Origin of the sequence: Acinetobacter portensis (assembly GCF_009372215.1) — a bacterium.
GTDB lineage: Bacteria > Pseudomonadota > Gammaproteobacteria > Pseudomonadales > Moraxellaceae > Acinetobacter > Acinetobacter portensis.
Window position 1 is genome coordinate 18,208 of record NZ_LWRV01000053.1, and the last position, 17,880, is coordinate 36,087.

Annotated in this window: 15 protein-coding genes and 1 other RNA gene; 10 read left to right on the forward strand and 6 right to left on the reverse strand. The window is 34.3% G+C overall.

Annotated features, from left to right (window positions below):
- Window positions 1-1,575, forward strand: coding sequence for an aldehyde dehydrogenase (NADP(+)) (locus A6M14_RS05650; protein ID WP_152874029.1), 1,575 nt, complete (start codon window positions 1-3; stop codon window positions 1,573-1,575).
- A gap of 273 nt (window positions 1,576-1,848) precedes the next feature.
- Window positions 1,849-2,775 (forward strand): LysR family transcriptional regulator, encoded by a 927-nt coding sequence (locus tag A6M14_RS05655; RefSeq protein WP_152874030.1) that lies wholly within the window; start codon window positions 1,849-1,851, stop codon window positions 2,773-2,775.
- A 68-nt stretch (window positions 2,776-2,843) separates the two neighbouring features.
- Here the strand turns inward: A6M14_RS05655 and A6M14_RS05660 are convergent, their stop codons facing one another.
- Entirely contained in the window at window positions 2,844-3,725 is an 882-nt protein-coding gene (locus A6M14_RS05660) for an SMP-30/gluconolactonase/LRE family protein (protein ID WP_152874031.1), read from the reverse strand.
- A 523-nt stretch (window positions 3,726-4,248) separates the two neighbouring features.
- On the opposite strand from A6M14_RS05660, the gene A6M14_RS05665 reads away from it, so the two are divergent.
- The 4 genes from A6M14_RS05665 (at window position 4,249) to A6M14_RS05680 (ending at window position 10,164) form a co-directional block, all read left to right on the forward strand.
- Window positions 4,249-5,568, forward strand: a complete 1,320-nt coding sequence (locus tag A6M14_RS05665; protein ID WP_152874032.1) for an MFS transporter — start codon at window positions 4,249-4,251, stop codon at window positions 5,566-5,568.
- Between the two features lie 149 nt (window positions 5,569-5,717).
- Complete coding sequence (locus A6M14_RS05670) at window positions 5,718-6,890, forward strand: maltoporin (RefSeq protein WP_152874033.1); 1,173 nt, start codon at window positions 5,718-5,720, stop codon at window positions 6,888-6,890.
- A 422-nt stretch (window positions 6,891-7,312) separates the two neighbouring features.
- Window positions 7,313-8,446 (forward strand): 5-methyltetrahydropteroyltriglutamate--homocysteine S-methyltransferase, encoded by a 1,134-nt coding sequence (locus A6M14_RS05675; protein WP_152874034.1) that lies wholly within the window; start codon window positions 7,313-7,315, stop codon window positions 8,444-8,446.
- 323 nt (window positions 8,447-8,769) lie between these two features.
- Window positions 8,770-10,164 (forward strand): methylenetetrahydrofolate reductase C-terminal domain-containing protein, encoded by a 1,395-nt coding sequence (locus A6M14_RS05680; protein WP_152874035.1) that lies wholly within the window; start codon window positions 8,770-8,772, stop codon window positions 10,162-10,164.
- Between the two features lie 81 nt (window positions 10,165-10,245).
- On the opposite strand, the gene A6M14_RS05685 is transcribed toward A6M14_RS05680, so the two are convergent.
- Both A6M14_RS05685 and A6M14_RS05690 read right to left on the reverse strand, forming a co-directional pair.
- Complete coding sequence (locus A6M14_RS05685) at window positions 10,246-11,478, reverse strand: MFS transporter (RefSeq protein ID WP_152874036.1); 1,233 nt, start codon at window positions 11,476-11,478, stop codon at window positions 10,246-10,248.
- 344 nt (window positions 11,479-11,822) lie between these two features.
- Window positions 11,823-12,488: an epoxyqueuosine reductase QueH gene (locus A6M14_RS05690; protein WP_152874037.1), complete on the reverse strand. Its 666-nt coding sequence runs from the start codon at window positions 12,486-12,488 to the stop codon at window positions 11,823-11,825.
- A 231-nt stretch (window positions 12,489-12,719) separates the two neighbouring features.
- Here A6M14_RS05690 and A6M14_RS05695 point away from each other — a divergent pair, with 231 nt between their 5' ends.
- Entirely contained in the window at window positions 12,720-13,121 is a 402-nt protein-coding gene (locus A6M14_RS05695; protein ID WP_152874038.1) for a hypothetical protein, read from the forward strand.
- 88 nt (window positions 13,122-13,209) lie between these two features.
- Here A6M14_RS05695 and ssrS read toward each other — a convergent pair.
- The 3 genes from ssrS to A6M14_RS05710 form a co-directional block, all read right to left on the reverse strand.
- Window positions 13,210-13,391: non-coding RNA, 6S RNA (gene ssrS / locus A6M14_RS05700), on the reverse strand.
- Window positions 13,392-13,490: 99 nt separating this feature from the next.
- Window positions 13,491-13,775 carry a cell division protein ZapA gene (locus A6M14_RS05705; protein WP_152874039.1) on the reverse strand — a complete coding sequence of 95 codons (285 nt, stop codon included), beginning with the start codon at window positions 13,773-13,775 and terminating at the stop codon, window positions 13,491-13,493.
- Window positions 13,776-14,327, reverse strand: coding sequence for a hypothetical protein (locus A6M14_RS05710; protein ID WP_152874040.1), 552 nt, complete (start codon window positions 14,325-14,327; stop codon window positions 13,776-13,778).
- Between the two features lie 64 nt (window positions 14,328-14,391).
- Here A6M14_RS05710 and A6M14_RS05715 point away from each other — a divergent pair, with 64 nt between their 5' ends.
- The 3 genes from A6M14_RS05715 to A6M14_RS05725 all read left to right on the forward strand — a co-directional run bounded on the left by A6M14_RS05715 (window position 14,392) and on the right by A6M14_RS05725 (window position 17,876).
- Window positions 14,392-15,021: a UPF0149 family protein gene (locus A6M14_RS05715; protein ID WP_152874041.1), complete on the forward strand. Its 630-nt coding sequence runs from the start codon at window positions 14,392-14,394 to the stop codon at window positions 15,019-15,021.
- Window positions 15,022-15,135: 114 nt separating this feature from the next.
- On the forward strand, window positions 15,136-16,458 hold the full coding sequence (gene pepP / locus A6M14_RS05720) for a Xaa-Pro aminopeptidase (RefSeq protein ID WP_152874042.1): 1,323 nt from the start codon (window positions 15,136-15,138) through the stop codon (window positions 16,456-16,458).
- A 647-nt stretch (window positions 16,459-17,105) separates the two neighbouring features.
- On the forward strand, window positions 17,106-17,876 hold the full coding sequence (locus A6M14_RS05725; RefSeq protein ID WP_152874043.1) for a S8 family serine peptidase: 771 nt from the start codon (window positions 17,106-17,108) through the stop codon (window positions 17,874-17,876).
- Window positions 17,877-17,880: the final 4 nt, after the last annotated feature.

The following is a 17,880-nucleotide window of genomic DNA, read 5'->3' on the forward strand; positions in this document are numbered from 1 at the left end:
ATGACTGTTGGACAAAACTTTATTGCTGGAAATCGTAGTGCTGAAGGCAATAAAAAACTTCAAAGTTTTAATGCATCGACTGGTGAAGCACTAAATTTTGAATTCGTTCAAGCAACAGAAGCAGAAGTAAATAAAGCTTGTGAGGCTGCACATGATGCATTTTTAAAGTTTCGTCATACTTCTCCAGAACTTCGAGCACAATTTTTAGATGCGATTGCAGATGAACTTGATGCATCAGGAGAAGATTTTTTAAATATTATTTCTCAAGAAACAGCTTTACCGCTTGCACGTTTACAAGGTGAACGTGGTCGTACAAGTGGTCAAATGCGTTTGTTTGCTAAAGTTTTGCGCCGTGGTGATTTTTTAGGTGCAAGAATTGATACTGCACAGCCTGAACGTCAACCTTTACCACGTGTAGACTTACGTCAAATTCAAGTGGGTGTTGGTCCTGTTGCTGTATTTGGTGCAAGTAATTTCCCACTTGCATTTTCAACTGCAGGCGGTGATACAGCATCTGCATTTGCAGCAGGTTGTTCTGTTGTTGTGAAAGCACATAGTGGACACATGGCAACTGCCGATTATGTTGCGCAAGCGATTGAACGTGCAATTGAAAAAACCAATATGCCAAAAGGCGTATTTAATATGGTTTATGGAAATGGTGTGGGTGAGTTTATTGTTAAACATCCGCGTATCAAAGCTGTAGGTTTTACAGGTTCACTTCGAGGCGGTCGTGCATTATGTGATATGGCAGCTGCACGTCCTCAGCCAATTCCAGTATTTGCGGAAATGAGTAGTATTAATCCAATGATTTTATTGCCACAAGCATTGCAAAATCGTGGTGAAAAAATTGCTCAGGAATTAGCAGATTCTGTCGTGATGGGTTGTGGTCAGTTTTGTACGAATCCTGGTTTAATTTTAGGTATTAAATCAAAAGAATTGAGTGATTTGGTACAAAATCTTGCAAAAAATATAGGTGCTAAACCATCTCAAACAATGTTGAATGCAAGCACGTTGAAAAGCTATGTAAGCGGATTAAGTCATCTTGGTGAACATGCTGGTATTGAACACTTAGCAGGTCAAACTCAAGAAGGTAATCAAGCTCAACCACAACTTTTCAAAGCATCAGTTGACTTATTATTAGCTGGCGATCAATTACTTCAAGAAGAGATTTTTGGCCCAACTACAATTGTGATTGAAGTGGAAGATAAAGCGCAATTACACGCGGCATTATCTAGCATGAATGGTCAATTGACTGCATCACTTATTGGTGATGATACTGATTTTGAAACGTTTGCAGATCTTGTACCTGTGCTTGAAGAAAAAGCAGGTCGTTTACTTGTAAATGGTTATCCAACAGGTGTTGAAGTATCTGATGCAATGGTCCATGGCGGTCCATATCCAGCAACTTCGGATGCACGTGGTACATCTGTAGGTACCTTGGCAATTAATCGTTATTTACGTCCTGTATGCTTCCAAAACTATCCACAAAGTTTGTTGCCAGAAGCGTTACGCGATGAAAATCCATTGAATATTTTGCGCTTAGTAAATGGTGAAAATACACGTAATACAATTTAAGTATTAAGTGAATAAAAAAAGAGACCATTCACTGGTCTCTTTTTTTTCATTAATGAATAGATGTGACTTATGTAACGTTACAGCAAGGATGATAATTATTGAGAGCAATGTGAATTAAGTCTTGGAGTTATATTTACATGGGAGTTTAAAAAATAGACGTTTTAACTCAGCATGTTTTTTATGGAAAATATGGTAGGATGCTAAAGCAATAAACATAGATTATATTATATTGGTTATTGATAACAAATAGTTATCGTATGAAAAGGATTTATAATGACTGATCTAAATTATGCTAGTTTAAATAATTGGCTTAAATACAAACACTTAGTGCTAATAGAAACACTTGCAAGAACGAATAATATGCATTTAGCAGCAGAGCATATGAATTTAAGTCAGCCTGCTGTAAGTAAAATGCTAAAAGAAATTGAAAATTTATTGGGGTTCGCTGTATTTGAACGTTTACCAAGAAATATGCCAGTTACGGCACTTGGTGAGTTTGTTGTTTTATATGCACAACGCGTACTGAATGATGCAAAACACTTTGTTGAAGAATTAGAAATCATGCGCTTAGGCGGTCATGGTTTTTTAAGGATTGGTGGAATTTTTGCTGCAACTGCAATTGTTATTCCAAATTCAATTATTAAAATTAAAAAGAAATGGCCATTATTAAGTATTGATGTTGTTGAGCAGACGAGTGATCATTTAATGGAAATGTTAAGTGAACATACAATTGATTTGGCGGTGGGACGCTTTACCAATGAAATGCAAAGTCAATATTTCGATTTTCGACCATTAGGACCTGAACCATTCTGTATTGTGGTCAATCAAAGCCATCCTTGCGCGGCAATGGATTATTGCGAGCTTAAAGATTTACTTGAATGGCCTTGGTTGTTGTATCCGAAAGGAACGCCAATTCGCGATAGAATGGAAGGGGCTTTTTCACGTGCAAATGTAAAAGTGCCGTTAAACACAGTAAATACCATGTCTATGCAAACGTTCTTGCAGATGTTGAAAACATCGCCAATGGTTGCAATGTTGCCTGAGGCAATGGTACAGCAGCAAGTGAAAGAAGGGCATTTGAAAATTATAAAAACAGAGTTACAGCTTAAAGCACAAGATTATGGTGTTTTAACACGTAAAGGCGAATCTATTTCTGATATTGCACAAACTTTTATTGATATTTTATTGGCTCAGGTTTAAATGTTTATCTAAGCAATAAAAAAAGACTAAGTGAACTTAGTCTTTTTTTATGTTTATAAAGTTTTGAATTAACCTTTAAATCGAACTTCAGGGATACCTGTAACACCAAGACCATGAATAGCAAACAGACTTCCGCGTAGTTGATTATCGCCAGGGAAGCGTGGTAGCGGAGGTTGAGACATCGACGTTGCGTATAGAATATCTAAATTTTTACCACCAAAAGCAAGACTTGTTACTTTTTTCACAGGCATATCAATAATACGGTCTATGGTACCATTTGGTGCATAACGAATGATTTTTCCTGAATATACTTTTGCACTCCATAAGTAGCCTTCGCTATCTACAGTTGCGCCATCAGCAGAACCACCATCACTCATGTCAACAGTTGCTAAGACTTTTTTATTTGTTAGTGGTGCACCATCTTCAGCACTATAATCATAAGTCCAAATTTCGCCTTGCCATGTGTCATTAAAGAAGAACTGACTTCCGTCTTTATTCCAACAAACACCATTTGAAGTATTGATATCAGTTTCAAGAACTTCAATTTCTAAGTTGTGATTTAAACGATAAAGTTTTCCTGTTTTTTCGGCTTCTTCACGATTCATAGAGCCAAAAACATAACGACCTTGACGGTCTACGGCACCATCATTTAAACGGTTGAAAGGCATATTGGGTTCAGGGTTTGCAATGAATTCCAAATCACCAGTTTCAAAATCTAAAGTATGTAGACCATCTTCTAGAGCAACGATTGCACCATTATGGTTTTCACGTAGGGCATAAGAGCCTACTTTTTGGAATGTTTCCCAAGCTCTTAAATTTCCACCGTGCTCATCACATGAAAATAATCTGCCATCAAAAATATCAACCCAAAATAAACGTTGACGAATTGGATCCCAAGTTGGTACTTCACCTAATTTAGTCTTGATGTCTACAAGTACTTTAATTTCCATATTATCTATTTCCAAGTGCCGATATTGAATTGATATTGAAATACAATGCCAAATTGTGGACACACTAAAGCTCAAATATTTTTTAATCCAATGATTAATTATTAATTTGTGATAATAATTAGTTATTGGAAGTAATATTTTAATAATTAAATGGAAGTGAGGGAATAAGACAAAAGGACAAGATGTAAATATTCTCTAGATGATTTAAATTTTTTATGACTCGATAATCAAAACTAATTTTTAATATGAATTAAATATCAATTTAAAGATAAGAATAAATCTATCGAATGATATTTTTTTAAACTTAAGGTATTAAATTTAACTATTAATTTATTAAAACTTAATAATTAAATGTGTGGAATTATTATAATTAATTCGATAACTAAAAGTAATTAAATATTAATTAAAAATAATTGGTAATTATCAAAGCTGCTCTTTATATTACAGAAAATTTTAGTCGGAATAATAAGTAAAACGACTGGACATGGACAGATCATGCTTCGCATGATTAAAGGAAGGGAATATGAGTTTAAAAAAGGTGCATCGTCACTCTTGGGTATCGTTAGTTGTATGTTGGTTAATCTGGTTAGTTATTGCATATGACCGCGAACTAATTTTCCGTGCTGCAAATATGATTTGTGAAGAGTTTTCACTCACGCCAACTGAGTGGGGCTATACCGTTGCAGCTATTACAGTGTCTTTAGCACTACTCAGTATTCCTGTGAGTGCTTACTGTGATTTAAAAGCGCCAGGTTGGAAACGTGCTATTTTCCAATGGCCTTTAATTATTGGCTTTACGTTCTTATCATTACTTTCTGGCATCATGTCTTTTAGTAATACTTTTTATAAATTTGTTATTTTACGTATTATGGTTTCAATTGGTTGTGGTGTTGCAGAACCAATTGGCGTAAGTAATACAGCAGAATGGTGGCCTAAAGAACACCGAGGTTTTGCGATTGGTGCACACCATGCTGGTTATCCAGTAGGAGCTGCACTTAGCGGTGTTGTAATGGCATCAATTATTTATTACTTCGGTCCTGAAAATTGGCGCTATGCATTTTATCTAGGAATTATGATATCTGTACCAGTGCTTACATTCTGGGCAATTTATTCAAATAAAAAACGTTATGACGAATTTCACGATTCTTGTGTGGAAAATGGTTTTACACCACCCACAGAGAATCCATGTTTAGAAACAGCTGCAAAAAATCCAACAAAATCGAACAAAGGTGTTTTGAGAAAGACGCTGAAATCTCGTGGTATTTTGTTCACAGCAGGCAGTACCTTAATTACTCACATTGTATATTTAGGTTTCTTAACAATTTTCCCTGCGTATTTATATAACATTGTTGGTTTAGATTTAGCAAAAGCAGCAGGTTTAAGTGCGGTATTTACCATTACAGGTATTATGGGGCAGGTTTTCTGGCCTACGCTTTCAGATAAAATTGGTCGTCGTAAAACATTAATTCTTTGTGGTATTTGGATGGCTGTAGGGATCGCGAGCTTCTGTTTAACGCAAGGTGTTATATCTGTCATTATCATTCAATTGATTTTTGGTTTTTCTGCAAATGCAATTTGGCCAATTTTCTATGCAACGGCATCTGACTACGCTGAAAATGAAGCGATGGGTACTGCAAATAGTATTATTACTGTAGCACTTTATGTGGGTGGTGCAATTGCGCCAATCTTAATGGGTTCATTATTAACATCATTTGGTGGTTGGCATAATCCTAAGGGTTATATGCTTTGCTTCATTTTAATGTCTGTATGTGCCTTGATTGGTGTAGCTCTACAAGTCATTTTAGGTTACTTAGATAAAAAAGATAAAATTATTTCAGCTTAATTTCTGAACATAATCTAAAGACGGCAATTTCAATTTAAACACTGAAACTGCCGTCTTTTTTGAATTTTCCAAAGTTTAATTTCCGATTTTAAAGTGAAAGCTTTATTACGGGGAACGCATGTCTAAAAAATCATAAAAGGGAATAATTTATGAATAAAATGCTTTTATTGGCAGCTACATCGCTATTCACAACACAAACTATATTTGCACTTGATGTACATGGATATGTTCGATTAGGTGCAGGTTCTGATACCAGTGGAAATGGTCAAGAATGTTTTCAACTTTCTGGCGCACCCGCAAAATACCGTTTAGGTAATGAATGTGATCAATACGGAGAATTATTTGGTTCTCAGAAATTAATAGAGTTTGCAGATAATTCTAAATTAAGTATTAATGCAATGGGTCAATTTTCAAATGATTATAATAAATCACTTAAATTTAGTGGTGATCATGGATTTACCCGTTTAAGCCAAGCCTATTTAAACTGGGAAAATGTATCGGTATTAAATGGCGGTAATTTATGGGCAGGGCGCAGATATTACAATCGACATGATATTCATATGTCAGATTTTTTTTATTGGAATCAAAGTGCAACAGGCTTTGGTATAGATAAATACAAACTAGGTGATTTAGAAGTTAGTTATGTTTTTTCTAGAAAAGATAATGTTTTCCAAAAGGAATATATTAATCGACACGATATAACTGTAGGTAATATCGCTGTAAATAAAAATAATCATATTCAAGCAGGTATATCTTTAATTGATGCGAATAAAAATGGTTGGGCATTTTCTTTAGAAAATACAACAACAGACTTTTTAAATGGTAAAAATACATTTTCTATTCAATATGGTGTTGGTGCTGGTACGGGATTAAGCTATACAGGTAATCCATCATTAGATCGTGAAAGTAAAAATTTCCGTGCTTTAGATTATGTCGATTGGGAAAGTGATAATAAAATCTTCAATGGTCAGTTCCAAGTCATTTATCAAGAAACAGATATTGAAAACCAAGACAAGCAAAAATGGTTTTCAGCAGGAACACGAACGGCTTATGTAATTAATGATAAATTCAAAATTTCATCTGAAATTGGTTATGACCAAATTAATCAATCTAATGAAACACGACGTTTAACAAAATTTACCCTTGCGCCAACATTAGCCTTAAATGGTACGGGTTATTATGATCGCCCTGAAATTCGACTTTATTATACCTATGCACATTGGAATGATAATGAACAAAAAATGCGTGATGTAACAGAAAATAATTTCTCAGGTACAAATCACGGATCAAATGTAGGTATTCAAATTGAGCATTTTTGGTAATTTAAATCAAAACTGCGTGGCTTGATAGTGGCTGATGTAAAGGTTTATTACCTAAGCATTAGCCATTTTTGTTTAAATAGAAAAATCTAACTTGATGAATAATTTGTTTTTTTATCACTTATGAATAATAGAATTCTTTTATTCATAAATTAAATAATTTTAGAATGATTCAATTGATATTGAGTTGCCTGTTTTAAATGAAGCAATTCAGATGGTTGCTCATCTCAATTATTGCAATAGTTACATGATATAAATTCATCTTTAAGTGAATGTAATTCATTATTTATATTAAAAAATAGGCTTAAATAATTAAAATATATTGATTTATATATGTATTTTAATTTTTTGTGCAAGTTGAATTAAATTAGACAATCTTCACATATTTCTATTCAATCAATATTCAAATAAATGTTGGTTAATTCATGTCTAGTAACACCTCTCAAATAGCTAAAGCGCAATATATCAACAATAAAGCAGAACATATTGGCAGTTTTTTAAGACCGCTAAAACTTAAAAAAGCCCGTTATGATTTTGCAGACCGTGTGATTTATGAAGAAACGTTACGGCAGGTTGAAGATGCCGAAATTTATAATCTCATAGACATTCAATTAGATAATGATTGTACGGTTATGACAGATGGTGATTTTCGTCGTGGTTGGTGGCATTACGACTTTCTTGAGCATTTAGATGGCATTCAATCTTATAAAACTAGAGATGGTGTGAAGTATAAGGATGCCGTAGCAAAAGCTTACGATGTGCGCGTTATTGGTGATATCGACTTTCCTGAAGATCATCCTTGTTTGGCACAATATCGCTTTTTACATGAAGCGACTGATGGATTTGCAACTGCAAAATTTTGCTTGCCTAGCCCAAATATGATGTTGTATCCACATCTACGTAATAACCGTCATTATGCTAATCGTCTACATGATCTTGTTAATGATTTAGGCAAAACATATAAAAAAGTAATAGATGCTTTATATCAAGAAGGATGTCGATACATTCAATTGAATGATATGTTTTTTGCGTATTTATGTGATGAAGAGCAACGTGAGAAAGAAATTCAACTTGGGATAAATCCTGATGATTTAGCCACATATTGCGTTGAAACTTTAAATCTAGCACTTAAAGATAAGCCCGAAGATTTAGTGATTGCATTACATATTGATCGTGGGAATTTTTTATCAAGTTGGTTGTATCAAGGTGGTTATGAACTTGTTTCAAGTTGTTTGTTTGAAAAATTACAGAATATTGATCGCTTTTTATTAGAATTTGATACAGAGCGTTCAGGAGATTTTAAACCTTTAAGTAAATTGAAAAATACACATACGGAGGTATTTTTAGGTTTAATTTCAACTAAAAAAGAATCAATTGAAGATAAAGCAAAAATCATTGAACTTATTCAGCAAGCTTCAGAATATCTGCCTTTAGATCAATTAGGAATATGTTTACAAAGTGGTTTTGCCTCGATGGAAGAGGGTAATAAAATTTCTTACGATACACAGTGGAAAAAACTAAAGTTAATGAATGAGATTGCTGCCGAAGTTTGGAAGTAAGTTAATACTTAGATTAGCATTCGTTCATAAATCACTTTTTGAGTGTAAAAAAATCACAATGAAATTTCCCTCTTCTATAAGGAGAGGGCGAGGGAGACGTTTTGGGAATAAATAGCCAGATTTTCTTACCAAAGATCTTTCTCATTCCAAAAGAAAAAGGAGCTATTGTTTATAAGTTAAATCATGATTAATAAATTTTTTCTAATTGATGAAAGACGTTTAGGTTGTACTTATTTTTCAATTTTGTAGTACTTCGTGCAGAGTCACTCAATTTTTTTTATAATCTATTTTTATATTCGATCCTTAAGATCTTTCATTTGCTTATGTCGCAATTCTCTCAAATTTTCACTCAAAATCAATTTTGTATATTGGTGGAATATTTAACATCAATGAAAGAAATCTTGCCTGTAAAACAGCAGTTTGCGAATTATCCTGCATTTATCACATTGGCAGATCGTGTTCATTCCGATGAAGATGTTGAACCTTTTGTTGCGGCACAAGCTTATCCTAAAGAGATTGAAAAGATTCTGCATTTTGCAGGGAAAGGGCGCGATATTTCAGATTTTGAGGCATTTTTAGATCGTGCTGAGGCGGCAAATCAGAAAAATTTGTTGTTATTAACAGGGGATAAGCTTAAACATCATCAATCTGCTGACAATGGTGAATTTCATCGTACTCGTTATTTAGAATCTGTAAATGCGGTGATGGCGGCAAAGCAACGAAATGGTTTCTGTATTGGTGTTGCTTTAAATCCGTTTAAATATGCCGAAGCAGAAAAAGATGCGCAATATTTAAAACTACATAAAAAAATAAAAGCAGGCGCAGATTATATTATTACCCAGTTGGGTTATGACTTAAATGCGTTAAAACAGGCAAAGCAATTTTTAGAGCGTCATCAGTATTCACAAAAGCTATTTGCATGTGTGATGCCTTTAACTTTAGCACGTGCCCAATTTATGTTGAAAAATAAAGTTGCAGGCATTGTGATTACGCCACATATGTTGAATATATTGGCAAAGGAAAAAGAAGATCATCTTACAGATCGAGTTTATTTACGCTGTGCTTTGCAAATTTTAATCTGTAAACATTTGGGCTTTTCGGGCGTACATTTATCTGCCTGTCATAAGCCTACTGAGCAATTACTGCTAGAAAGTTATGTGAATGAATATAGGCATTTAGATTTAACTGCATGTGAAATATTGTGGGAGAAATTGTGGCAGATAGAAACAGGAAAAGAGTTTTATCCTGAAATGTCTTATTATTCTAAACCTGCAACATCGGCTCAAATTCTTAAATATCAGCACCTACATTTTATGCATGATGCATTGTTTGCATCTAAAGTTGCAAAAGGATTAGGGCAATTTATTTTTAAACGCAGTGTGTGGAAAAGTACATCTGCGAAAAAAGCATTACTCAAAACTGAATTTATAAGTAAGCATAGTGTAGTCGGTTGTGAAAGCTGTGGGCAATGTCGTTTAGGTGATACCTTATATATCTGCCCTGAAACTTGTCCTAAAGGTTTGGCAAATGGTCCATGTGGTGGAACAAGCTTAGACCGCTGTGAGTTTGGAGATAGAGAATGCATTCACTCGGTGAAAGCACGTTTAGCCAAAGCAGTGGTGCAAACTCAAACTTTAAAAGAGAACTTAATAGCAACTGTACCCATTGACGTTCGTGGTACAAGTTCTTGGAAAAATTGGTATCTAAATTCAATATAAACTCGAAAAGTAACATCAAAAAAAAGCGGAGTCATTCAGTTTACTCCGCTTTTTTTATACCAATATTCTTTGGTGAATATGCTAGAACTGACCGTTTTCCGTGCGTTCTTTCATCACTTTTTTCAGCATACTAAGAGGTAAAGTAAACCATAATAATATGAGCACTAAACAACATAAGCTAAAAGCAACAAGCGCATAATTTTCAAATAATATGCGTGATAGTTCAAGCACAATGAAATAGCTGAACATCATCAGCATAGACATAGCAGAAGCAACCGTTCCCTTAGATACGTCTGATGACATCATTGCTAAACGATATAGCACAGAAAAACAAATGCCTTCACCAAAGCTCATAATGGTCATGCCAATAATGAGCGTCCATACAAAATAAGATGGAATAAATAAACCAATTAAGATGATCAACGCACCAATGAGCATTGTTGGTAAACCGAATAAAATGGTTTGACCTAAAGGATATTTATCTACAACTTTAACTAAAATAACGCTGCCGAGTATTAATGCACCTAAAACTGGAATTTGTGCTAAACCATATTGCATGCTGCTAAAACCAAGTTTTTCTACAAGCATGATAGGTGACAAAGAAATCCAAAGCATAATCGGTAAGCATGCCAATGGTAATGCGCTGGTCATAATGATGAATCGTTTATTTTTAAATACTTTTCCAAAATCTGACCAAATTGTATTTAAAGGACGCTTGACCAATTGAGATGTTTGATCATTTGGCATAGCAACTTTAAGACCCAACCAAGCTAAAACTGCCAAAACTGCGATACCAATAAAACCCCAATGCCAAGATACATAATCAATCATGAATGCACCAATAATGGGACCCAATAATGGAGCAAATAAAGTCATATTGCCCATAATTGCCATTACTTTAATTGCAGTACGTTCTTCAAAATTTTCTTGAACAGCTGCATAACCAACAGCACTAATAACAGTTAAGCCCATACCTTGTAAAAAGCGTAAACCTAAAAAGCTTTGAATATTCGAAGTCAGTAAAATAAGTAGGCATGTTATTGTAAAGAATAAAGCACCTGCTAAAAGAATTTTCTTACGACCAATTCGATCTGAAAGAGGGCCAACAAGCCAAGCAATACAGCCGCCACCCAATAAATAAAATGACATAGCAGATGGCGCCCAAGAGCTACTGACACCAAAATCACGGGTGACACTGAGCATGGCAGGTTGGATTAAATCATTGCCAAGATAAACAGCGAATTCAAATAAGACCAATGCTAGCGGAAATAAAAACGCAGCAAGAGTGAGTTTAGAAATTTGAGGGTTAGACATTATTTTCAACATAGCATTTATAGCCTGTCTATATTGAGATGAACGAATAATGACGATCTCAATATCATGACAAGCAAGGAGATTAAATTTAAGTTTTGGAAACAGAAAAAAAGAAGTACTTAAAACAAATATTGAAAAATTATGTTTGCATCAAAGAACAGATTAATTTCAAAAAGGAGATTCCAAAAAATACACTCATCGGTAGATGTAGGTATTTAAAAGTGCGCATATTCTAGCACATCAATTTGATGAGCCAAAATCCATCAAATTTTAAGATGCTATTGAGCTAGATTGAAAGGGTATTAATATGCCAACTTAGGCTTGATAATATACGTATTTTTCATTTATTCATCTTCCATTGCATTGGAATAAAATTTAACACCAAGTTTAATTCGATCACGACCATGACTCATGCGCCAACGGTTTGTGTCACGTAATGAATATACACAGCCGCAATATTCTTGCTGATAAAATTCTTCTTTTTTACTAATTTCGAGCATACGAGTAGCACCGCCAAATTTACGCCAGTTGTAGTCCCAATAGGTGATACCGTCATAATGAGAAGCAGAACGATGTCCACAATCATTAATTTGTTGCATGTTTTTCCAACGTGAAATGCCAAGTGAACTGCTGATTAAATTAAACCCATTTTCTGCTGCATAAAGTGCGGTACGCTCAAAACGCATGTCGAAACACATGGTGCAACGAATACCTTTTTCAGGTTCATTTTCCATGCCTTTTGCACGTTCAAACCAATTATCTGTGTCGTAATCTGCATCTATGAATGGAATATTATGTTTTTCGGCAAAGCGTATATTTTCTTCTTTGCGAATAATATATTCCTTTACTGGGTGAATATTTGGATTGTAGAAGAATATTGAAAAGTCGATGCCAGATTCAATAAGGGTTTCCATAACTTCACCAGAACAAGGCGCACAGCAGGAATGAAGCAGGAGTTTGTGATGACCCTCTGGCAGTGTAAGTTTTTGACGTTCAAGTTTGTTCGACATAGCGATAAGGCTTAAATCTAAACGCTATATTTTAACGGTTTGAATAAGCCGAAAAGGGTGGATGTGCTGATATTTTCTAAGGCTAAGCTGAATGGATTTCATGTGTGCACAGATGATGATATTAATTTAAAAGATTCGACACTCAGTACTTTAAGTATGATGGTATAAATGATTATTAACTTTTATTATTTTTTACATAAATAAGGTTTTTTAAATGAGTAAGAGTTAAAAATGAAAGAAAAAATTAGATTGCTTATCCTTGTGCTGAGTTTAGCTTTTCTGTATGGCATTATTTATCTTATATTTACTCATACAGCTAATGGGAATCCTATTTGGGGTGTTATTCCTGAAATATTAGTTTATATCATTCCTGCGTATTTTATTTCTAGCATTATGATAGAGATCACTATGGGTGAAAGTCCCTTTAGAAATATAAAAGTAGCATTAAAAAAGGCATTGATATTACTTTTATTCTTCCTTTTATATGTCGGATTTTATTGGCTATTTTATAAATATATTATTATCGAGAATCATTTGGAAGCTACATTTATTGGGGAAAAGTCATATTTGGTTTTTCTTGGTGTAATGATTTTTTTTGGTTTGCGGTTCGCAAATAAACTGTATTCTAAATAGATAATAAATTAATGATATATGAGGCGAGTAAGTAATAAGAATGGCATGCTCAATATCGTGAGCCAAAAATTATTGTAATAATAAAAAGAAGTACTCCGACGATGCCGCTGCATGTCGTTACCCTGAACCCGATGAGTTCAAGGTGGACGCGACGCATATTTGCTGGGTTTTCTACACGAGGGTAGACATACACTCTAAATACACAGAACACATCCGAAGATATAAGTATCGGCAGGGATATAGACTCGCTGGCGAACATCTCAGAGTACATTTAGTATAACGGATAAAGCCCGCTTATTAAACTAAACGGGCTTTATTGATGTAAACAGACGTTTCAATTGCATAGTCTTTATGCAAATTTTCTCACAATTAAGAAAATTCTTTTACATCTTCTAAAATTGTAGAAAGTAAACGTTCACAATGTTCATATTCTTGAATAGATTTATTCATTGCTAGTACTTCTTGCATAAGTTCCAAAGCAACCATAATCGTAAGTTTGCTAGGTTCCATACGGGGTGCTTTACGACGGAAATCGCTATATTTCTCATTTAAAAGTTCAGCAGCACGTTCTAAATCTGCTTGTTGATCGATAGTGGTTGCCAAACGAAAGCTATGACCTAGCACTTTAATATCAACAGGAATTTGTTCGCTCATTTATGCTTCCTCATTCACTTCAGCAGGGTGTGCAAGCTGCTGAATTTCTTGTGCATGTTGATCTTGCGCTGTACCTAAAATAGACAGACGTTGAATAATGGCTTCAACTTTTGCTTTTGCATGTTCATTTTTTTGCAATAAACGATCACGCTCATTTTTCAATGCTTGAATTTCTTGATGTGAATGACGCTGTTCATTTTGCAACTTTTCTTTCATCACACGTAATTCATTGCGCTCAGCAAGAATTTCTTGAAAACGATTTTTCAGATCGGTACAACTTTTTTCTAAACGACCATAACGATCGGCAAGTGTCGTTGCATCATCATTCAATTGTTTTAATTGTGATTGTGATGAATTAAGTTGATTTGTAAGGCTATGAATCTCTTCTTCTTTTGTAGAGATTATCCCATTTTTTAAATCAATTTGAGCACTATGTTGCTCATTTGAACGTGATTGAGTATCTGATAAAGACCGATTCTCAGACTCAAATTCAGCGAGTCGTGTTTTTAAAACACCAACATGCGCTTGTAGACGCTGTAATTCTTCTAACATATCGTAGTCGCACAGTATTGCAAACAAAGGTAATATATAAGAAGTATAGAGATTGGATAAACGAATGCAAGACGATATTTCAGGTTGGTCAGATTGGGACCTCAATTTTAAGGGTATTGAAGAGATTTCTAGCCCAAGTGAATTACATGGTTTGTTGACGGGCATTGTGTGTATTACACAAGCACCAACACGTGAAGAGTGGATTAAAATTCTTGAAACTTTAGAAGTTCCTGAGCTTAATCCCGAAGCGCTTGAAGTTCTTACAACGGAAGGTGATGACGTAGCGCATGCTTTGTCTGAAGATGAACTCGATTATTTGCCTATGTTACCAGATGATGAACATACATTATCTGAACGTGTACAAGCTTTAGCAGATTGGTGTACGGGTGTTGTTTTAGGTTTTGGTTTGGCATCTGGGCATATACGACCAGACGAACAAGAGTGGATTGAAAACCTTCAAGATGTTGCTGCTGTTGAGTTTGAAGAGTCAGATGACGATGATGAAGGCGAAGAAAGCTATCAAGAATTATATGAATTTGTTCGTTTAATTCCTGTTAGCTTAGCAATGGGGCGTAAGAAAGTTGCAATTGACGACACACCTTTATTGAAACATTTCCCAGCTAAAAATTTACAAGCGAAAGTAACAGATGCGACAAACGTCGTTGAAATGTTCACGCCTCATCGCCCAAGTTAATTGAGCATATTTTTAGGTATTTTGTTGCATGAAAATTCACATTTAAATTTAAATTTTGATGATGAATTTAATTGCAACAAAATATATCAAACAATCAAAAAGAAGTTATTTTAAATGAAGAAACTGACTCAAGCCGACTTTCAAGAACGTCGTGACATTCTTGCAGGGGAAATGGGGCTACGTAGCATTGCAATTATTGCAACAAGCCCCGTCGCAATGCGTAATAACGATGCAGATTATAAATTTCGAGCAGACAGTAGTTTCTTTTATTTAACGGGCTTTGCAGAACCTGAAGCAGTTGCTGTTATTGAAACCTTTGATACAGAAGAGGAAGGCTATTGTTATAGTTTATTCTGCCGTGAACGTAACCGTGAAATGGAAATTTGGAATGGTTATAGAGCAGGTGTAGATGGTGCAATAGAAGATTATGAAGCAGATGAAGCTTTTGCAATTGATACCTTAGATGAAGAAATTATTGGAAAATTACTCAATAAAGATAAAGCTTTTTATCGTATTGGTCATGATTCAGATTTCGATATACGTGTTGCAAAATGGGTCAAACAAGCAGAAGAAAATCAACGTGGTGGCTTTAATACACCTGCACGCTTAATACAATTAAATCGAATTATTGATGAAATGCGTTTACATAAGTCTGCCGATGAAATTGAGCTTATGCAAATTGCATCAGACATTAGTGCAGAAGCGCATACACGTGCAATGCAAACCGTTAAACCAAACATGATGGAATATGCTTTAGAAGCTGAATTGAATTATGTCTTTGGTAAAAATGGTTGCGTACCATCGTATAACAGCATTGTTGGTGGCGGTAAAAATGCCTGCATTTTACATTATGTTGAAAATGATCAAGTGCTTAAAGATGGCGATTTAGTCCTTATTGACGCTGCATGTGAATATCAACTTTATGCATCTGACATTACGCGTACTTTTCCTGTGAATGGTAAGTTTAATGCAGAGCAAAAAGCTTTATACAATATTGTTTTAGATTCTCAAATTGCTGCAATTGATGCGGTAAGAATAGGAAACTCATATAAAGAACCTCATAACGTTGCGGTAAAAATCTTGGTTCAAGGTTTACTCGATTTAGGTATTATGCAAGGCGATTTAGAGCAAATTATTGCAAGTGAGCATTATCGCCAGTTTTATATGCATGGCACAGGACATTGGTTAGGTATGGATGTGCATGATGTAGGTTCATATAAACAGAATGGTAGATGGCGTAATTATGAAGAGGGAATGGTGGTAACTATTGAGCCTGGTCTTTATATTGCACCTGATGATTCCACTGTAGATGAAAAATGGCGTGGTATTGGTATTCGTATTGAAGACGATGTTGTGGTCACAAAAAATGGTCCATTGGTTTTAACCAAAAATGTAGTAAAAACGGTTGAAGATATTGAAGCATTGATGGCGTTATAAAACCTGAGTGTTTTTGCAGTACATGAATATGAGCCAAAGTAGAAGGAATTCTATTTTGGCTTTTTCTATGAGTTGATTTGAATTTGAATAGATTTACTTGAGTTAGAGTTAAAATTTTTTAAGTACCACATTTAGCTTGCTTGTATGAAATTTTTATATTGTAGTAAGATACGATCCTGTGTTTTTTGATTAAAATTTCTTAATAATTTGGAATAATTCTATATATTAATTTATGATAAAAAAACAAAATATTTGCATTTTAATGAATGAATATTCATGAAAAAATTCACTTTAATTGTGGGGATGATAGAAAAATAGCAATGAAACTGGATCTTGGTAAGGTATAAATTAAAATTAAAATTAAAATTAAAATTTTTATAAGTTTTTTGCACCATTTAAGATTACTAAACAACCGATTTATAATAAATTATGAAAATTAAGTGTATATAACTCCAATTAGAAAATTATCCTTGATCCTCTTGAAACTTTTAAAACATAAAGCAAAACGGTTTTCTAAATACAAAAGGCAATAAAAACCCTACTAAATTATTATACTTTTCCATCAACTTGAAACAAAGTTCTAATATCTTTATTATTTATTTTTACTAATCAATAAATTTAATTACTATTAATAAATAAGGGTGGAAATGAAAACTTTATTCAAGGAAAAAACGTTAAGTATTGTCTTACGTAGTATCCTTTTAGGATGTCCTATTCTTGTGGCTCCTCATACCTTTGCAGCTGCAACAAACTATCAAACAGAAGAATTTAAAGCTAATTGGGGCTTAAATTCTATTGGTGCTCATCATGCTTATGAAAAAGGCTATACGGGTAAAGGTGTTGCAATTGGCGTTTCAGATTCAGATTTTCCAGCGGGCATTCATGAATTAATTAACAATCTTACTTTTGTCGCGCCTAATAAAAAAGGTAAAGAACACGATGCAAGTTTAGTGATTGGTAATGATGTTACCAACGATTTTGACCCTGCAAAATACAAACATGGTGCACATGTGTCAGGTATTATTGCAGGACAAAAAGATAATATAGGAATGCATGGGGTAGCATATGGTTCCAAATTATTTGTTCAGAATATGGCAAATAATATTTATCCGTTAATTGATGGTACTTCTGTTCGAGTAATTAATAATAGCTGGGGAACGGAAAATGATGCGCATTACGGAATAGATGCAAATAATCCGAAATATGCAGATTTGACTGGGATTGATGGTAAAACTCAATTTAACCTAAGAGACTATAAAGAAGCGAATAGTAAAAATAGACCACTTGAATTTTTAGAAAAAGTTTTAGATAAACAAACAGGAATCACGATTAAAGATGCTGTAGATGCGACAACGGATACCATTTTTGTAGGTGGTGTTAGGTATGATGTAAAGAATGATAAATCTAGGGTCTGTTGACATT